Origin of the sequence: Streptomyces sp. NPDC058864 (assembly GCF_042742985.1) — a bacterium.
Lineage (GTDB): Bacteria > Actinomycetota > Actinomycetes > Streptomycetales > Streptomycetaceae > Actinacidiphila.
The window spans coordinates 1-17,576 of record NZ_JBHYMQ010000008.1 but is presented as its reverse complement, the minus strand read 5'-3'; the positions used below and the strand labels follow the sequence as shown (position 1 = coordinate 17,576).

The following is a 17,576-nucleotide window of genomic DNA, read 5'->3' as shown; positions in this document are numbered from 1 at the left end:
ACATGGGCAAGCTGGACGGTCGGGTCGTGCTGATCACCGGCGCGGCGCGCGGGCAGGGCGAGCAGGAGGCGCTGCTCTTCGCGGCGGAGGGGGCGCGGGTCGTGCTCGGGGACGTGCTGGACGAGCGGGGCGCGGCCGTGGCGGAGGGGATCGGCGCCGACCGGGCGCGCTACGTCCACCTGGACGTGACGAGCGAGGCGGACTGGGCCGCGGCCCTGGACGCCGCCACCGAGTCCTTCGGCCGGCTGGACGGGCTGGTCAACAACGCGGGCATCCTGCGGTTCAACGCGCTGGTCGACACCCCGCTCGCGGAGTTCCAGGAGGTCGTCCAGGTCAACCAGGTGGGCGCCTTCCTGGGGATGCGCACCGCGGCCCCGCTGCTCGCGGCGGCCGGCGGCGGCACGATCGTGAACACCGCCTCCTACGTGGCGCTGACCGGCATGGCCGGGGTGGTCTCGTACGCCGCGACCAAGGCGGCCGTCGTCGGCATGACGCGGGTGGCCGCCCTGGAGCTGGCGCCCAAGGGCATCCGGGTCAACGCGATGTGCCCGGGCGCGATCGACACCCCGATGTCGAACCCGGGGGATTCCGTCCCCGCGGAGGCCCTGGACCGGCTGTACGGCAAGCTGGTGCCGCTCGCCAGGATCGGGCGCCCGGAGGAGGTCGCGCGGCTGGCGCTCTTCCTGACCTGTGACGACTCCTCGTACGTCACCGGACAGCCGTTCGTCGTGGACGGCGGCTGGCTGGCCGGGGTCCAGCTCTTCTGACGCACGATCAGGTATTGACCTCCCCCGTCGCCGGTGGAACAGTCGGAGCGGGAATCTGACGATCCGTCAGAAAAGCTAGGGACGGTGAACCCCTTGGAATTCGGGATCTTCGTACAGGGATATGTGCCCAAGTTCCGCTCGGAGGTCGACCCGCAGGCCGAGCACCACGCGCTGATGGAGGAGACCGAGTACGTCGTCCAGGCGGACCGGTCGGGCTTCAAGTACGCGTGGTTCAGCGAGCACCACTTCCTCGAGGAGTACTCGCACCTGTCGGCCAGCGACGTCTACATCGGCTACCTCACCCACGCCACCGAGCGGATCCACCTCGGGTCGGGCATCTTCAACCCCCTCCCGCAGGTCAACCACCCCGTCAAGGTCGCCGAGAAGGTCGCCATGCTCGACCACCTCTCCGACGGGCGCTTCGAGTTCGGCACCGGCCGCGGTGCCGGCAGCCACGAGATCCTCGGCTTCCTCCCCGGCGTCACGGACATGAACGCCACCAAGGAGATCTGGGAGGAGACCGTCGGCGAGTTCCCGAAGATGTGGCTCAACGAGGAGTACCCGGGCTTCCAGGGCAAGCACTGGTCCCTGCCGCCCCGCAAGGTGTTCCCCAAGCCGTACGGGAAGTCGCACCCCGCCATGTGGTACGCCGCGGGCTCCCCGCCCTCCTACGCCATGGCCGCCCGCAAGGGGCTCGGCGTGCTGGGCTTCAGCGTCCAGAAGGTCTCCGACATGGAGTGGGTCCTGGAGCAGTACAAGACCGCGGTGCGCGACGCCGAGCCCATCGGCGACTTCGTCAACGACAACGTCATGGTGACGACCACCGCGATCGTCGCCGAGACCCGCAAGGAGGCGATCCGCGTCGCGGCGAGCAGCAACCTCAACTACCTGCAGTCGCTGGTCTTCCGCTACCACGACACCTTCCCGCGCCCGGAGTACATCCCGCAGTGGCCCGAGCTGCTGCCGACGTACACCGAGGAGCTCATCGAGATGCTCCTCGACGAGGAGCTGATGATCTGCGGCGACCCCGACGACGCGCTCAAGCAGTGCAAGCGCTGGGAGTCCGCGGGGGCCGACCAGCTGTCGTTCGGACTGCCGGTGGGCGTCCCCTTCGAGGACACGATGCGCACGATCAAGCTGGTGGGGGAGCACGTCATCCCCAAGATCGACACGGACCCGGTGCACCGGACCACCCGCTTCCGCCGGGCGGTGTGACGCCGCGGGCCACCGACAGGGCGGCGCCTTCCCGGACCGCCGCCCGGCCCCCGGACCGGACCGGCACCGCGGCGGCGGCCCGCCGCGCCCGCGGCCGGCCGGGGGCCACACCGCGCGGCGGGGCGCCCGCCCGCGGCCCCAGCAGGAGGAGGGACCACGCATGCTCGACCACCTGATCCGCGGCGCGACGCTCGTCGACGGCACCGGTGCCCCGGCCCGCACGGCCGACGTCGGACTGCGGGACGGCCGCGTCGTCACGATCGCGCCGGCCGGCCGGACCGAGGAGCCCGCACGGACCACCGAGGACGCGACCGGGCTGGTCCTCACCCCGGGTTTCGTCGACCCGCACACCCACTACGACGCCCAGCTGTTCTGGGACCCCTTCGCGACCCCCTCCATGAACCACGGGGTCACCACCGTCGCCGGCGGCAACTGCGGGTTCACCCTGGCGCCGCTGAAGCCCCAGGACGCCGACTACACACGCCGGATGATGTCCAAGGTCGAGGGCATGTCGCTCAAGGCCCTGGAGTCCGGCGTCGACTGGAGCTGGCACGGCTTCGGCGACTACCTCGACGCGCTGGAGGGCCGGATCGCCGTCAACGCCGGCTTCATGGTGGGCCACTGCGCGCTGCGCCGCTACGTCATGGGGCCCGACGCCGTCGGCGGACAGCCCTCGGCCGACCAGCTCGACCGGATGCTGCGGCTCTTCCACGAGTCCATGGAGGCCGGCGGCTGGGGCCTGTCGACGACCCAGTCCGCCACCCACTCCGACGGCGACGGCCGCCCGGTCGCCTCGCGGCACGCCCGGCCCGCGGAACTGCTCGCGCTCTCCCGGGCCGTCGGCGAGCACGAGGGCACGCAGATCGAGGCGATCGTCGCCGGGTGCCTGGACACCTTCTCCGACGACGAGATCGACCTCTTCGTCGAGATGACCGTCGCCGCCGGCCGTCCGCTCAACTGGAACGTGCTGACCGTCGACTCCGCCGTCCCGGACCGGGTGCCCCGCCAGTTGCAGGCCTCCGAGCGGGCCCGCAAGGCCGGGGGCCGCGTCGTCGCGCTGACGATGCCGATCCTGACGCCGATGAACATGTCGCTCGGCACCTTCTGCGCCCTCAACCTCATCCCCGGCTGGGGCGAGATCCTCTCCCTGCCCGTCCCCGAGCGCATCGCCCGGCTCCGCGACCCCGGGGTCCGCGCCGGGATGCTCCGCCGCGCCGTCAGCCCCGAGGCGGGCGTCTTCCGCCGGCTGGCCGACTTCGGGCGGTACGTCATCGGGGACACGTACTCAGAGGAGAACCGGCGGGCCGCGGTCAGCGGCCGGGTCGTGCGGGACATCGCCGCCGAACGGGGGCAGGACCCCTTCCGCACCCTCGTCGAGATCTGTGCGGCCGACGACCTGCGGACGGTGCTGTGGCCGATGCCCACCGACAACGACCCGGACAGCTGGGAGCTGCGGCGCACCACCTGGGAGCACGAGGACGTGCTGCTCGGCGGCTCGGACGCGGGCGCCCACCTGGACCGCATGTGCGGGGCGCCGTACACCACCCGCTTCCTCGGCGACTGCCTGCGCGGCCGCCGGCTGGTCCCGCTGGAGAAGGCGGTGCGGATGCTCACCGACGACCCGGCGCGGCTGTTCGGGCTCCGCGGCCGCGGCCGGGTCGCCGAGGGACACCACGCCGACCTGGTGCTCCTCGACCCCGAGCGGATCGACGCGGGCACCGCCGTCCTCGTGCACGACCTCCCGGGCGACAGCCCGCGCCTGGACTCCAGGGCGCGGGGCGTGGTGAGCGTACGGGTCAACGGCGTGGAGACGATCCGCGACGACGGGATCACCGGGGCGGTCCCCGGCCGGGTCCTGCGTTCGGGACGGGACACCCGCACGGTCGCCACGGGGGTGTGACCACGGGTCGCCCCCGCGGCGGGACACCGTGCCGGGGGTGTCCGGGGCCCGCGGCACCGGCATACGGTTGGCCCACACCACGGGAGGTGCGACGACGCCATGCGGATCGCCACGACGATCTTCCTGACCGACCACTCCGTACCCGCCGTCCGGCTCGCCCGGGAACTGGAGGAGCGCGGCTTCGACGGCCTCTACCTCCCGGAGCACACGCACATCCCGGTCAGCCGCCGGACCCCCGCGCCCATGGGCGGCGCGCTGCCGCCGGAGTACGGCCGTACGCTCGACCCCTTCGTGGGCCTGTCCGCGGCCGCGGCCGTCACCCGCCGGCTGCGGCTGGGCACCGGCGTCTCGCTGGTCGCCCAGCACGATCCGATCGTGCTGGCCAAGCAGATCGCGAGCCTGGACTTCCTCTCCGGAGGCCGGTTCACCCTCGGTGTCGGCTTCGGCTGGAACGTGGAGGAGGCCGCCGACCACGGGGTCGACTGGCCGCGCCGCCGGGAGCTGGTGCGGGAGCGGATGGCCCTCATGAAGGCCCTGTGGGCGCCGGAACCGACCGCGTACAAGGGCGTCTCCTGCCGGGTCGAGGCCAGCCACGCCTGGCCCAAGCCCGTTTCGGGCGGCCGGCCCCGCATCCTGTGCGGCGGTGCCGGGGGCCCCGCGCTGTTCGCGCACATCGCCGAGTACGCCGACGGCTGGATGCCGATCGGCGGCGGCGGGCTGGCGGAGAGCGTCCCGCGGCTGCGCCGCGTGTGGGCGGACGCCGGCCGGGACCCGGCGGCGCTCCGGGTCGTTCCGTACGCGGTCCGTCCGAACCCGGGCAAGCTGGCCCACTACCGGGACCAGGGCCTGGACGAGATCGTGCTGCAACTGCCGTCCGCGGGGACGGCGGAGGTGCTGCGCACCCTCGACGACTACGCGCAGTACCTCTGAACCGCGCCGGCGGCCACGACGTCCGAGGCAGTGAAGGCCGCGTCGACGTCGAGCCGGCGCTCCGGCAGCGCCCGCGTCGCGGCGCGGACGCCCTCCTCGGTGAAGTCGTCGCCGTGACCGGCGCGCTGTCGTGGGCCGGCCGGGTGCCCGGAGCCCGATGGTCCGGTCGTTCCAGCCGTTGCAGCCGGCCTGCCGGCTCCCCGCCGGAGATCAGGCGGTGGGGTAGCGCTCCAGCCACGCCGCCGACGCGCCGCCGGGCCCGTGCAGCGCGGGCCCCTGCGTCGTCTCCATGGCGAAGTCGTCGGCGAGCTGGAGGATGGTGCCCCGGCCCTCCAGCTCCGCGGTCCACGCCGGGGGCAGGGCGGTCTCGCCGTGCTGCACGCCGAGCAGGTTGCCGCAGATCGAGCCGGTGGAGTCGCTGTCACCGGAGTGGTTGACCGCGAGCAGCAGCCCGTGCCGTACGTCCTCGGCGACCAGGGCGCAGTAGACGCCGATGGCGAGCGCCTCCTCGGCCGTCCGGCCCGCGCCCAGGGACTCCACCCGCTCCGCGCCGGGCAGCCCCTGGCGTACCGCGCCGAGGGCGGCCTGCAGGGCGGCGGAGGTCTCCTCGTGCCCGGGGCGTGCCGCGATCAGGGCCAGCGCGTGCTGCACGGCGCCGTCCAGGGCCTCGCCGCGGGCCAGCCCGTGGACGATGACCGCGAACGCTCCGGCGGCCAGGACGCCGGTGGGGTGACCGTGCGTCTGGGCGGCGCACTCGACGGCGAGCTGGAACACCAGGTGCGGCTCCCAGCCGACCAGCAGCCCGAAGGGGGCGGAGCGCATGACCGTGCCGCAGCCCTTGGACTGCGGGTTCTTGGGGTCGTCGAGGGTGCCCATCCGCTCGTCGCCGAGCCCGGTCAGGCAGGCCTTCCCGGGGGCGCGGCGCGCGTACAGCCACTCCTCCCGGGCCAGCCAGCCGGTGTCCTTGCGGCGCTCGTCGGGTCCCCAGTCGCTCTGGGTGGCCGCCCAGCGCAGATAGGCGCGGTGCACGTCGGTGGGCGGGTGCCAGGCCCCGACGTCGCGGCGCACCTGGGCGCGTATCAGGCCCTCGGCCGTGAACAGCGTCATCTGGGTGTCGTCGGTGACGGCGCCCCGCCGCCCGTACGCCGGGACGTAGTCGGTGATCCCGTCCTTCCCGTGCGCCTGCCGTATGGCGGCCAGCGAGTCGAACTCCACGCCCGCGCCGAGGGCGTCGCCGATCGCACCGCCCAGCAGACAACCGCGCACCCGGCTGCGGAAGTCCTGCTGCTCGGCACGCCCCCATACGGCCCCGCTCATGACCAACACCTCCCTGCTCGGCCCGACCAAGCACTGTAATCGAGCCAGATCGGCCGGCTTCCGGCCGTGAACGGAATGTGGCCGGTCACGCACGGAGGAAGGCCCCCGCTGCCGGGGCAGCGGGGGCCTTCGGGGGTTCGGGGCTCCGGGGGTCTACCAGCCCCGGCCCCCCTGCCATGCGGGCCGGGGGGCCGGGCCGCCGCGGGTCAGCGCCCAGCGGGCCGCGCTCGCGAGCAGGGAGGTGACGATCAGCCCGATGAACAGGTTCACCACGCAGGCGGCGAGCATCTCGTTCGAGCGGTGCACGGCCAGCGGGACGACCACGGCGAAGAAGGTCAGCGCGGTCATGATCCAGCCGAAGAACAGCATGGCGCGCGGCGTCGAGGTGAGCAGGACGCGCAGGAGCAGGGTCGCGACGAGCGCGACGAGCCCCGCCCCGAGGACGTACGCGGTGGCGGCGGCGTCGCGCCACAGCCCGTAGCCCTGGGGGGCGAAGAGCGGCAGCAGCAGGAATCTCTGCGCGACCAGGATGCCGGACTTGGCCAGCAGGGCGGCGAGCACCGCGGTCGCGGCTCCGACGCCCCACAGCCGCCAGGCGTTGACCCGGCGGCGGTCGCGGTCGGCGTAGCTGCTTGACACGTGTGGTTCCTTTCCGGTCAGCCGACGCAGAGCACCAGGAGGCACAGCTGCATCGGTGACTTCGTTGCCGACGGCGTTGGGGTCGCCGTCGTTGTGGGGGGTGTGGCCTGGTCGTCCGCGGGGGAGTGGGGGGCGGACGAGGGCGCGGTGGTGTGCGGGGCGGTGTCCGCGGGAGCGGGGACAGCCGGGACCGTGCGGACCCGGGGACCGGTCCCGCCCTGCGCGGCGGTGCGCTCCGGCGCCGTGGCGCTCCTGGTGGTGCTCGTGGTGGTGCTCGCGGCGGACGGTGCGGCGCCGGGCGCGTGGCCCCGCGGCGCGGCGGTGGTGGGGTGTGCGCGCTGACCGGGGCGGTGCGTGGCGTCGTCGCCGGGCTGCGCGGGGATCGAGGAGAGCGGCAGGGTACGGGCGTTGGCCGGTGTCAGCGGCTCCGCGGCAGCGGCCGTGTCGGCCCGGCCCCGGGCGCCGCCGTGCGGCAGCGCCGCGACGGTGAGACCGCCGCCGACGAGCGCCACGGCCGTGGCGGCCGCGGCGCGCCGCCGGTTCTTCTTCCAGCGCTCCAGCTGCCGCCGCCGGGCCGCGCGGCCCTGCAGGGACGGGTCGGCGTCGTCCTGCCGGGTGCCGTCGGGGTCATCGGGGTCGTCCGTGTCGCGGAGTCTCTCCCATTCGGCGGCCGAGTCCGGGCCCTGCCACATGGGCGGGGCGATGTCGGGTGCGTACGCGCCGCACCCCGGACACACGAGAGCCCCGTTGAGATGCCGACGGCAAGAGGAGCAGTAGTCCATCTCCGAGTCCTTCTGTGCTGACAGCGCCGCCGGGGGACGTCGGCGGCAGGTCCACGCGCACGTTCTCCGTGCAGGGCGGGACGGCCAGCAACGCTAACGACACCTCCCGCAGGAGGTGCGCAGCCTGTGTGACGCTTTTGGAGAGTTGCTCGGGCTCTTTTGCACAGGTCGCCGAGGGGCGCGGCCCGCGGCCGCGCCCCGGCTCAGTCCTCCAGCACGGGCAGGAGTTCGGGCAGGTGGCCGTCGGAGGCGAGACCTGCGGCGATGCGTTCGGCGGGTACCTGGCCGTAGGCGGTGGTGCGCTGGCGGGCGGGACGGCCGGCGGCGTCGGCGATGGCGACGAGGTCGCGGATGGAGCGGTGGGAGCCGTAGCTGGAGCCGGCCATGCGGGAGATGGTCTCCTCCATCAGGGTGCCGCCGAGGTCGTTGGCGCCGGAGCGGAGCATTTCGGCGGCGCCGTCGGTGCCGAGTTTGACCCAGCTCGTCTGGATGTTGCGGATGTGCGGGTGGAGGAGGAGGCGGGCCATGGCGGTGACGGCGCGGTTGTCGCGGAGGGTGGGGCCGGGGCGGGCGATGCCGGCCAGGTAGACGGGTGCGTTGGTGTGGATGAAGGGGAGGGTGACGAACTCCGTGAAGCCGCCGGTCCGCTGCTGGATCTCGGCGAGCAGCCGCAGGTGGGCGAGCCAGTGGTGGGGCTGGTCGACGTGGCCGTACATCATGGTGGAGGAGGAGGGCAGGCCCAGTTCGTGGGCGGTGGTGATGACCTCGACCCAGGTGGCGGCGGGGAGTTTGCCCTTGGTGAGGATCCAGCGGACTTCGTCGTCGAGGATCTCGGCGGCGGTGCCGGGGACGGAGTCGAGGCCGGCCTCCTTGGCGGCGGTGAGCCATTCGCGGATGGACAGGCCGGTGCGGGTGGCGCCGTTGACGACTTCCATCGGGGAGAAGGCGTGCACGTGCATGCCGGGCACGCGTTCCTTGACGGCGCGGGCGATGTCGAAGTAGGCGGTGCCGGGCAGGTCCGGGTGGATGCCGCCCTGCATGCAGACTTCGGTGGCGCCGACCTGCCAGGCCTGTTCGGCGCGGTCGGCGACCTGGGACAGGGACAGGGTGTAGGCGTCCGCGTCGGTGCGGCGCTGGGCGAAGGCGCAGAAGCGGCAGCCGGTGTAGCAGACGTTGGTGAAGTTGATGTTGCGGGTGACGACGTAGGTGACCTCGTCGCCGACCGCGTCCCTGCGGACGTCGTCGGCGATCCGGCACAGCGCGTCCAGCGCCGCGCCGTCGGCGTGCAGCAGCGCGAGCGCCTCGGCGTCGGTCAGCTTGGTGGGGTCGTCGGCGGCCACGGACAGCGCCGTGCGCACGTCGGCCTCGATGCGGTCCGGGACCAGGCCGGGCGCGGCCTGTTCGCGCAGCGCCTCCCAGTCCCCGTACACCTCGTCGAAGTCCTCGCGGCGGTCGCCGGTGCGGCCCTCGGTGTCGATGGTGCGGTGCAGGTCGGTGCGGCCCGCGGCGGTGAAGACCTCCTCGGGCTCCTGCCACGGACGGCCGGTGACCTCGGCGTCCTCACGTGCCAGGCCGGTGGCGGGGTCGGCCAGCGCGGTGACGTGCGGCAGCAGCCGCGGGTCCAGCCACGGCTCACCGCGCCGGACGAACTCCGGGTAGACGCAGAGCCGTTCGCGCAGGCTGAAACCCGCCTCCGCGGAGCGGGCCGCCAGTTCCTCGATCTGCGGCCAGGGGCGCTCGGGGTTGACGTGGTCCGGGGTCAGCGGGGAGACACCGCCCCAGTCGTCGATTCCGGCCCCGATCAGCCGGGCGTACTCCGCGTCCACCAGGTTGGGCGGCGCCTGCAGGCAGGCCGAGGGCCCCATGATGTGCCGGGCGACGGCCACCGTGGCCACCAGGTCGTCCAGTTCCGCGTCCGGCATGCCGCGCATCGCGGTGTCCGGCTTGGCGCGGAAGTTCTGGATGATCAGCTCCTGGATGCCGTGGTACGACCGGGCGACCCTCCTGAGGGCGAACAACGACTCGGCGCGCTCCTCGTACGTCTCCCCGATGCCGATGAGCAGCCCGCTGGTGAACGGTACGGAGCTGCGCCCGGCGTCCTCCAGGACCCGCAGCCGCACCGCGGGTTCCTTGTCGGGCGAGCCGTAGTGCGGGCCGCCGGGCTCGCTCCACAGCCGGGTCGCTGTCGTCTCCAGCATCATGCCCATCGAGGGCGCGACCGGCTTCAGCCGCTGGAAGTCCGTCCAGCTCATCACCCCGGGGTTGAGGTGCGGCAGCAGCCCCGTCTCCTCCAGGATCCGCACGGACATGGCCCGGACGTAGGCGATGGTGTCGTCGTAGCCGTGGGCGTCCAGCCACTCGCGCGCCTCCGGCCAGCGGTCCTCCGGCTTGTCCCCGAGCGTGATCAGGGCTTCCTTGCAGCCGAGTTCGGCACCGCGCCGGGCGATCTCCAGCACCTCGTCCGGGGACATGAACATCCCGTGCCCGGCCCGCCGCAGCTTGCCGGGGACGGTCACGAAGGTGCAGTAGTGGCACTTGTCCCGGCACAGGCGGGTGAGCGGGATGAAGACGCTCTTGGAGTAGGTGATGATCCCCGGGCGGCCCGCCGCCTCCAGACCGGCGTCCCGAACCCGGGCGGCGCTCTCCGTCAGGGCGGTGAGGTCCTCCCCCCGCGCCTGGAGCAGCACCGCGGCCTCCGCGGTGTCGAGCGCGACGCCGTCGCGGGCACGCCTGAGGGCACGGCGCATGCTGTTGGCGGTGGGCGGAGTCTGGGTCATCCTCCGAGGATAGGCGCGGTGCACGCCGGTCGGCGGTGTCGGGAGGATCACCGGGCCGCGGGCCCCCGACGGGGAATATCCGCACTGGCCTTGACGTCGGCGTCAAGGTCTACCGTCGGGGCATGCGGATCGGAGAACTCGCCGAACGGGCCGGGACCACCACCCGCGCCCTGCGCCACTACGAATCGCTCGGCTTGCTGCGCGCCCGGCGCGCGGGCAACGGCTACCGGGCCTACGACGAGCAGGACCTGCGGCTGCTCCGGCAGATCCAGGCGCTGCGCGCCTTCGGCTTCGAACTGGAGGACACCCGGCCGTTCGTGGACTGCCTGCGGGCCGGCCACCCGGAGGGTGACTCCTGCGCCGCCTCGCTCGAGGTCTACCGGCGCAAGCTCGCCGAGCTGGACGAGTGCATCGACCGCCTGACGGAGGTCCGGGAGCGGCTCGGTTCGCAGCTCGCCCACGCGGAGCTGGCCTCGGCCGGGGGCGCGTCCGAACCGCGCTGTGAGTTCAGTTGCGAGGCAAGTGAGGGGAGTACGCGATGACGACGCACATCGAGGACCTGACCGAGGTGACCGACGGGACGTTCGCCGAGGAGGTGCTGGGGGCCGAGGGGCCGGTGCTGGTGGAGTTCACCGCCGACTGGTGCGGACCCTGCCGCCAGATCGCGCCCGTCCTGGCGGAGGTCGCCCGCGAGGAGGCGGGCCGGCTGAAGGTCGTCCGGCTCGACGTGGACCACAACCCGCAGGCCGCGTCGGTGTACGGCGTCCTGTCGATGCCGACCCTGATGGTCTTCCGGTCCGGGGAGCCGGTGAAGTCCCTGGTGGGGGCGCGGCCGAAGCGGCGGCTGCTGCAGGAGCTCGCCGACGTCCTGTGAGCGGGGGCGGGCACCGCTGCTGCGGCGGACCGAGCCGCGGAACTCAGCGTCCCGGGGCGGGTGGCGGCCCGCCCCGGGACACCGGCCGTCAGGCTTTCGCGGGCTCCTCGGGCAGGGGCGCGGCGGCTGCGTCGTCCCCGTCGCCGTCGCCGTCGGAGTTGATCCGCGCCAGGACCGCGTCGCGTTCCGGGGTGTCCTCCGGCTTGACGAAGCCGATGAGCACGTACAGCACGAGGCTGACCGCCAGCGGAGTCACGATCTGGATCTGCAGCTGCACCCCGTCCAGGCCGTAGTTGGTGAGCCAGAAGGCGAACAGGCCCGCCGCCCAGGAGACCAGCGCCGCCGTCGGGCCGGACTTCCGGAACGTCCGCAGCAGTCCGAGCATGAACGGGATCGCGATCGGGCCCATCAGGCCGGCCACCCACTTGATGACGACCGTGATGATGTCCTTGAAGGTCGGCGAGTTGACCTGGGTGGCGACGGCCATCGACAGGGCGAGGAAGGCCACGGTGGTGATCCGGGCGGCGATCAGCCCGGCCCGCGCGTTCCAGCCGCGCGCCGCCTTGGACACCACCGGCGCGATGTCCCGGGTGAAGACGGCGGCGATGGCGTTGGCGTCGGAGGAGCACATCGCCATGGTGTGCGAGAAGAAGCCGACGACCACCAGGCCGAGCAGGCCGTGCGGCAGCAGCTGCTCGGTCAGCAGGGCGTACGAGTCGGACGCGTCCGGCTTCTGCGCCTTCACCAGCAGCGGGGCGACCCACATCGGGAAGAAGAGGACCAGCGGCCAGACGAACCACAGCAGGGCCGACAGCCGGGCGGAGCGGGTGGCCTCGCGGGCGTTGGCCGTGGCCATGTAGCGCTGGGCCTGGTTCCACATGCCGCCGTTGTACTCGAACGTCTTGATGAACAGGTACGCCAGCAGGAAGGTCAGGGTGTACGGGCCGGCGGTCGGCGCGGTGTGGTTGTCGGGCAGCTTGTCCCAGACCGTCCACAGCCCGCTGATCCCGCCGATCTCACCCAGCACCGCCACCAGCATGGCGAGGCCGGCCAGCAGCTGGATGACGAACTGGCCCAGCTCGGTGAGGGCGTCCGCCCACAGTCCGCCGACCGTGCAGTAGACGGCCGTGACGGCGCCGGTGATGAGGATGCCCTGGTTGAGGGAGACCCCGGTGAAGACCGACAGAAGCGTCGCGATCGCCGCCCACTTGGCGCCGACGTCCACGATCTTGAGCAGTACGCCCGAGACGGCGAGGGCCTGCTGGGTCGGCACGTTGTAGCGGTTCTTCAGGTACTCCAGCGGCGAGGCCACGTGCAGCCGCGAGCGCAGCCGGTTGAGCCGGGGCGCGAAGAGGTTGGCGCCGATGGCGATGCCGATGGCGATGGGGAAGGACCAGGTGACGTACGAGGTGACACCGTAGGTGTAGGCGATGCCGGCGTAACCGGTGAACATCACCGCGCTGTAGCCGGACATGTGGTGCGAGATGCCGGACAGCCACCAGGGCATGCGGCCGCCCGCGGTGAAGAAGTCGCTGACGTCGTCGACGCGTTTGTGGGACCACAGGCCGATGGCGACCATCACGCCGAAGTAGCCGATGAGTACGGCCCAGTCGAGACCATTCATGCGTTGTTGCCCCTTCCAGGGGTCCGCCTTGTGAACGGGAGCGCACTTCGCCGGTACGTCCGTCGCGGGGCGGCGCCCCAGATTGAACCGCCTGGAATGGGGCTGGTCAAGACCATCGGCGTTCAAGGACATGAACGCCGATCAGCGAGTAGAACGATTTTACTTGTTCTTGACCTTACTTCACGTTGTTGTGACGATGCGCGGCGCCCCACCATGAGCGGGTACTTCGCCGGAACGACCGCACGCCGGACGGAGCCCGTCCGGGCTCCGTCCGTCCCTGTCAGCGCATCAGTTCGCCCGCGTTCACCAGCAGCGACTGCCCGGTGATCGCGCGCGCCCGGTCGGAGGCCAGGAAGACCGCGGCCTCCGCCACATCGCCGTCCGTGGCCAGTTCGGGCAGCGCCATCCGTTCGGCGAGCCGGTGCAGCACCTCGTCCTCGGGCACGCCCTCGACGTGTGCGGTGAAGCCGACCCAGGCCTGGACCGGCGGGCCCCACATCCAGCCGGGGAGCACCGTGTTGACCCGGATCCGCTCCGGGCCCAGCTCGCGGGCGAGTGAGTACATCGCCGAGGTCAGCGCGCCCTTGGAGGACGCGTACGCCGCCTGGCGCACCTGGGACGGGGCGGCCACGGCGGACTGGGTGCCGATGAAGACCACCGAGCCTCCGCCGCGGCCGCGCAGGCCGGGCAGGCAGGCCCGGGTCATCCGCAGCGTGCCGAGCAGGTTGACGTCCAGCACGGTCTTCCAGGTCTCGAAGTCGGCGTCCGCGAGTCCGCCGAAGTGGCCGTCCATCGCGGCCACGTGGACGACCGCGTCGATCCCGCCGAACCTCTCCTCGGCGAGGGCGGCCAGGGCCTCGCACTGCGCGGCGTCCTTGATGTCGGTGGCGCGCCAGGCGACACGGGTGCCCGCGGGGTCGATCTCGTCCGCCGCCTTGGCGAGGTGTGCCTCGGTGCGCGCCCCGAGTACCGCGTTCCCGCCGTCGCGGACGACGGCCTGGGCGACGCGCTGCCCGAGGCCGGCCCCGACCCCGGACACCACCACGGTCTTGTCGCGCAGCAGCACGGCCCACCACCCCCACCCGGACGGATGAACTGACGGATGAACTGACGGACCGTCAGAATAGGGTCAGCCGCCCGCGATGGCCAGGGCCTTGGCGAGGCGGCGCAGCCCCTCCCCGATCTCGTCCGGGGTGTGCGTCACGAACGACAGCCGCAGCGCCGCACGGTCGGGCTCGCCCGCGAAGAAGGGCGCCCCCGGCACGTACGCCACGTCGTGCGCCACCACCCGGGGCAGCAGCTCCGTCGCGTCGTAGCCGGCGGGCATCCGGGCCCAGACGAACATGCCGCCCTCCGGCCGGTTCCACGAACTGCCCTCGGGCAGCGCGCCGGGCAGTCCGGCCAGCAGCGCGTCCCGTCGCTCCCGGTAGGCGGCGCGGACCCGGGTCAGATGGGCGTCGAGGTCGGAGTCGGCGAGGTAGCGGGCGGCGGCGGCCTGGTCCACGGTCGAGGTGTGCAGGTCGGCGGACTGCTTGGCGACCACGCACGCGCGGCGTAGTGCGGCCGGGGCACGCAGCCAGCCGAGTCGCATCCCGGGTGCCATGATCTTGGACAGGCTGCCGAGCAGGACCGTCCGGTCGGCGGCCGCCTCGTGCGAGGCGATCCACGGCTGCGCCTCGCCGTCGTAGCGCAGTTCCCCGTACGGATCGTCCTCCGCGATCCACAGCCCGTGCCGCTCGGCGACCCGGGCGATCGCCTGCCGGCGCTCGGCGGTGGTCGTGCGGCCCGTGGGGTTCTGGAAGGTGGGCACCAGGTAGAGCAGCTTGGCCTTCTCCCGGACGGCGGCCAGCTCCAGGGACATCGGGTCGATGCCGTCCGCGTCGGACGGGACCGGCACCACGCGGGCGCCCGCGAAGGCGAAGCACTGCAGCGCCGCCAGGTAGCCCGGGTCCTCCACGAGGACGACGTCCCCGGGTTCCAGCAGGGCCGTGGAGATCAGGGTGAGGGCCTGCTGGGAGCCGCCGGTGACGAGCAGGTCGTCGGAGCCGGTGGGCAGTCCCGCCCGGGTGAGCCGGCCGGCGACCGCCCCGCGCAGCGCCGGGTCCCCCTCGGTGGTGGAGTACTGCAGCACCCGCTCGGGCGCGTCGGTGAGGACGCGTTCGTACGCGGCGCGTATCGCGGCGGCGTCGAAGAGCTCGGGGGCGGGCAGTCCGCCGGCGAAGGAGATCACCTCCGGGCGGGCGGTCAGCGCGAGGATCTCCCGTACCGGCGAGCCGCCGACGGCGGTGGCACGGGTGGCGAGTCCGGGGACGGCGGCACGCATGGCGGGCTCCTTCGCGGTGGCGGGTGATTTCGCGGACCGTACACAGATATGTCGGGACCCGCCACGGGCTTCCGCATCTGACGCTTAGTCAGCTAAACCGGAGACATGACCGAAGAAGACACCCGCAGCGAGCTCTACGCCGAACTGGCCTCCGTCGGCCCCTACGGCCCCGGTCTCGGCCACGCCCTCATCACCATGGTCGAGCCGCACCCGGGCCACGAGTACGCCTACAACCGCTGGTACGAGGACGACCACTTCATCGCCGGCGCCATGGCCATGCCCTGGATGTACGCCGGACGCCGCTGGGTGGCCACCCGGGACCTGCAGTCACTGCGCTACCCGGAGAAGTCCGCGGTCGCCCAGCCGGTCACCGACGGCTGCTACATCACCGTGTACTGGATCACGGCCGGGCGCTACGCGGACCACATGAAGTGGACCGTCGCCATCAACCGGCGCCTCAACCGCGACGCCCGCGTCCACCACGACCGCACCCACGTCTTCACCGCCTTCCAGGACCACGCCGTCACCGTCTACCGCGACGGCCCGGCCGGCCCCCGGGACTTCCACGCGCTCGACCACCCCTACACCGGGCTGGTCGTCGAGGTGGTCGACACCGACACCCCGCAGCAGTGCGACGCGCTGCTCGGCCTGCTGCGCGACAGCCACCTGCCGAGGCGGCTGGCCGGCTCGCCCGCGGCGATGGTGACCGTCTTCCGCCCCACACCGCTGCCGCTGGAACGGATGTCGTACGTGAAGCAGGTGGAGGGCGTCGGCACCCGGCTCACCCTGCTCTGGTTCCTGCAGCGGGACCCGCGCGAGGTGTGGGAGGAGCACTTCACGGGGCTGGACACCGAGGTGGCCGGCACGGGGCTCGGCCGGGTCGAACTCGTCGCGCCCTTCATCCCCACGGTGCCGGGGACCGACGCCTACGTCGACGAACTGCGGGGGTAGGGCGCCCGGACGGCAGTGAGCCCCCTCGGCCAGGACGGCGTGCCGGTCGAGAGGGCCCGTACGGGTACTGCGGCGGTGCTCAGTCGAGGTCGTACGTCCCGTGGCCGACGTCCGCGACGAACGCCGACCAGGCTTCCGGTGAGAAGGCGAGCGCCGGGCCGTCGGGGTCCTTGGAGTCGCGGACGTCGACGGCGGACTTCGTACGGGAGGCCACCTCGACGCAGGCGCCATTTCCCTGGGAACGAGTGGACTTGGTCCACGCCTTGGTGTTTCCGAGCTGAATAGCCATGATCGCTCCGAGCTTTCTTTTTGTGCAGCTCTGACGTGATCGAAGCTACTCGCCAACATCACTGCCCACAGCGGCTATTACCTCCAATGGGTGGCATATTCCAGGAGGTCTTCCGCCTCACGGGGCACAGGTGTACTCTGCGGCATTTCCTGGCGCAGGGTCAGCGTGCGTACTCCTTGGCGGCGTCCGCGATGAACTGCCGGCTCTGCTCCGCGCTCAGCGCCTGCGCCCGCAGGTGCTCGTACATCACGCTGTAGCCGTGCACGTCCGTCGGCTTCTCCAGGTACAGGTCGCTCGTGACGCCCTCGATGTACACGACGCTGGAGTCGGTCGCGTCCGCGAACTCCAGGATCGCGAAGTTGCCGGACATGCCCGGGTGCGCCCCGGCGTCGTACGGCAGGACCTGGACCGTGACGTGCGCCTGGGTGCTCATCTGGGTCAGGTACTCCAGCTGTTCGCGCATCACGTCCTTGCTGCCGACGATCCGGCGCAGCGCGGACTCGTCCATCACCACCCAGAAGCGCAGTGGCGAGTCCGGGTCGGTGACGCGTTCCTGGCGGCGCAGCCGGATCTCGATCCGCTTCTCGATCTGCTCGGGCGTGGCCTCGGGGAGCGTCCCCTCGATGACGGCCGCTGCGTAGTTGCGGGTCTGCAGCAGGCCCGGCACCACCAGGGAGTCGTAGACGCGCAGGGACTCGGCCTCGGTCTCCAGGCCGATGTAGACGCTGTAGGGGACGTCGCCGAAGGCGTGCCACCAGCCCTGCTGCCGGGACTCGCGCGCCATGTTCATCAGGGAGTCCACGAGGCGGCTGTCGTCGACCCCGTAGACGCTGCACAGGTCGCGCACGTCGCGCTGGCTGATGCTGCGGCGGCCGTTCTCCAGCCTGCTGATCTTCGACTGGGAGACCAGCAGCCGGGCGGCGACCTCCTCCGCGGTCATTCCCTTCTGCTCGCGCAGCTTGCGCAGTTCCGAGCCGAGTCGGCGTCGCCTGACGGTGGGATTGACGTTGGCGGCCACGGGATGTGCACCTCCGGGTTCCGGACTGGTCCGTGTTCTCTGCAGATATGTACTGCTGGTCAGCAGAGTGCCACTATCGGTCATCCCGCCGCTGGGAATTGGTCATATGCTGCGCTCTTCAAAAGAGCGGACAAACGGCAGCGCGCGGGGCGGCGGCCGGCCTGTGCCTG

The 17,576-nt window shown here is 72.4% G+C and carries 16 protein-coding genes; 7 read left to right on the top strand and 9 right to left on the bottom strand.

Annotation, left to right across the window (positions count from 1 at the left end; translation table 11 throughout):
• Window positions 1–2: 2 nt before the first annotated feature.
• From ACFW3D_RS08815 to ACFW3D_RS08800, 4 genes are all read left to right on the top strand, one after another.
• Window positions 3–767: an SDR family NAD(P)-dependent oxidoreductase gene (locus ACFW3D_RS08815; RefSeq protein WP_500502942.1), complete on the top strand. Its 765-nt coding sequence runs from the start codon at window positions 3–5 to the stop codon at window positions 765–767.
• Window positions 768–860: 93 nt separating this feature from the next.
• Entirely contained in the window at window positions 861–1,982 is a 1,122-nt protein-coding gene (locus ACFW3D_RS08810) for an LLM class flavin-dependent oxidoreductase (RefSeq protein ID WP_500502941.1), read from the top strand.
• A gap of 160 nt (window positions 1,983–2,142) precedes the next feature.
• Entirely contained in the window at window positions 2,143–3,882 is a 1,740-nt protein-coding gene (locus tag ACFW3D_RS08805) for an N-acyl-D-amino-acid deacylase family protein (protein WP_500502939.1), read from the top strand.
• 99 nt (window positions 3,883–3,981) lie between these two features.
• Window positions 3,982–4,812, top strand: a complete 831-nt coding sequence (locus ACFW3D_RS08800) for an LLM class F420-dependent oxidoreductase (RefSeq protein WP_500502937.1) — start codon at window positions 3,982–3,984, stop codon at window positions 4,810–4,812.
• Window positions 4,813–5,022: 210 nt separating this feature from the next.
• Here the strand turns inward: ACFW3D_RS08800 and ACFW3D_RS08795 are convergent, their stop codons facing one another.
• The 4 genes from ACFW3D_RS08795 to ACFW3D_RS08780 all read right to left on the bottom strand — a co-directional run bounded on the left by ACFW3D_RS08795 (window position 5,023) and on the right by ACFW3D_RS08780 (window position 10,327).
• The gene (locus ACFW3D_RS08795; RefSeq protein WP_500502935.1) at window positions 5,023–6,129 is read right to left on the bottom strand and encodes an ADP-ribosylglycohydrolase family protein; all 1,107 of its coding nucleotides are present in this window, start codon (window positions 6,127–6,129) and stop codon (window positions 5,023–5,025) included.
• 153 nt (window positions 6,130–6,282) lie between these two features.
• The gene (locus tag ACFW3D_RS08790) at window positions 6,283–6,768 is read right to left on the bottom strand and encodes a DUF6069 family protein (protein WP_500502933.1); all 486 of its coding nucleotides are present in this window, start codon (window positions 6,766–6,768) and stop codon (window positions 6,283–6,285) included.
• Between the two features lie 17 nt (window positions 6,769–6,785).
• Window positions 6,786–7,550, bottom strand: coding sequence for an SCO2400 family protein (locus ACFW3D_RS08785; protein ID WP_500502931.1), 765 nt, complete (start codon window positions 7,548–7,550; stop codon window positions 6,786–6,788).
• A 203-nt stretch (window positions 7,551–7,753) separates the two neighbouring features.
• Window positions 7,754–10,327 carry a bifunctional FO biosynthesis protein CofGH gene (locus tag ACFW3D_RS08780; RefSeq protein ID WP_500502930.1) on the bottom strand — a complete coding sequence of 858 codons (2,574 nt, stop codon included), beginning with the start codon at window positions 10,325–10,327 and terminating at the stop codon, window positions 7,754–7,756.
• A 122-nt stretch (window positions 10,328–10,449) separates the two neighbouring features.
• On the opposite strand from ACFW3D_RS08780, the gene ACFW3D_RS08775 reads away from it, so the two are divergent.
• Both ACFW3D_RS08775 and trxA read left to right on the top strand, forming a co-directional pair.
• On the top strand, window positions 10,450–10,869 hold the full coding sequence (locus ACFW3D_RS08775) for a MerR family transcriptional regulator (RefSeq protein WP_500502928.1): 420 nt from the start codon (window positions 10,450–10,452) through the stop codon (window positions 10,867–10,869).
• A complete protein-coding gene (gene trxA / locus ACFW3D_RS08770; RefSeq protein ID WP_500502927.1) occupies window positions 10,866–11,201 on the top strand; it encodes a thioredoxin in 336 nt (111 codons plus the stop codon). Before ACFW3D_RS08775 ends, trxA begins: the two co-directional genes overlap by 4 nt.
• Window positions 11,202–11,289: 88 nt before the next feature.
• Here trxA and ACFW3D_RS08765 read toward each other — a convergent pair whose 3' ends face one another.
• From ACFW3D_RS08765 to ACFW3D_RS08755, 3 genes are all read right to left on the bottom strand, one after another.
• Window positions 11,290–12,825: a sodium:solute symporter family protein gene (locus ACFW3D_RS08765; RefSeq protein ID WP_500502925.1), complete on the bottom strand. Its 1,536-nt coding sequence runs from the start codon at window positions 12,823–12,825 to the stop codon at window positions 11,290–11,292.
• A 280-nt stretch (window positions 12,826–13,105) separates the two neighbouring features.
• The gene (locus ACFW3D_RS08760) at window positions 13,106–13,891 is read right to left on the bottom strand and encodes an SDR family oxidoreductase (protein WP_500502923.1); all 786 of its coding nucleotides are present in this window, start codon (window positions 13,889–13,891) and stop codon (window positions 13,106–13,108) included.
• A gap of 63 nt (window positions 13,892–13,954) precedes the next feature.
• Window positions 13,955–15,148, bottom strand: coding sequence for an aminotransferase-like domain-containing protein (locus ACFW3D_RS08755; RefSeq protein ID WP_500502921.1), 1,194 nt, complete (start codon window positions 15,146–15,148; stop codon window positions 13,955–13,957).
• A gap of 105 nt (window positions 15,149–15,253) precedes the next feature.
• Here ACFW3D_RS08755 and ACFW3D_RS08750 point away from each other — a divergent pair, with 105 nt between their 5' ends.
• Window positions 15,254–16,099, top strand: coding sequence for a hypothetical protein (locus ACFW3D_RS08750; RefSeq protein WP_500502919.1), 846 nt, complete (start codon window positions 15,254–15,256; stop codon window positions 16,097–16,099).
• A gap of 79 nt (window positions 16,100–16,178) precedes the next feature.
• Here the strand turns inward: ACFW3D_RS08750 and ACFW3D_RS08745 are convergent, their stop codons facing one another.
• Window positions 16,179–16,388 (bottom strand): DUF397 domain-containing protein, encoded by a 210-nt coding sequence (locus ACFW3D_RS08745; protein ID WP_500502917.1) that lies wholly within the window; start codon window positions 16,386–16,388, stop codon window positions 16,179–16,181.
• A gap of 160 nt (window positions 16,389–16,548) precedes the next feature.
• Window positions 16,549–17,406 carry a helix-turn-helix domain-containing protein gene (locus tag ACFW3D_RS08740; RefSeq protein ID WP_500502915.1) on the bottom strand — a complete coding sequence of 286 codons (858 nt, stop codon included), beginning with the start codon at window positions 17,404–17,406 and terminating at the stop codon, window positions 16,549–16,551.
• Between the last annotated feature and the right edge of the window lie 170 nt (window positions 17,407–17,576).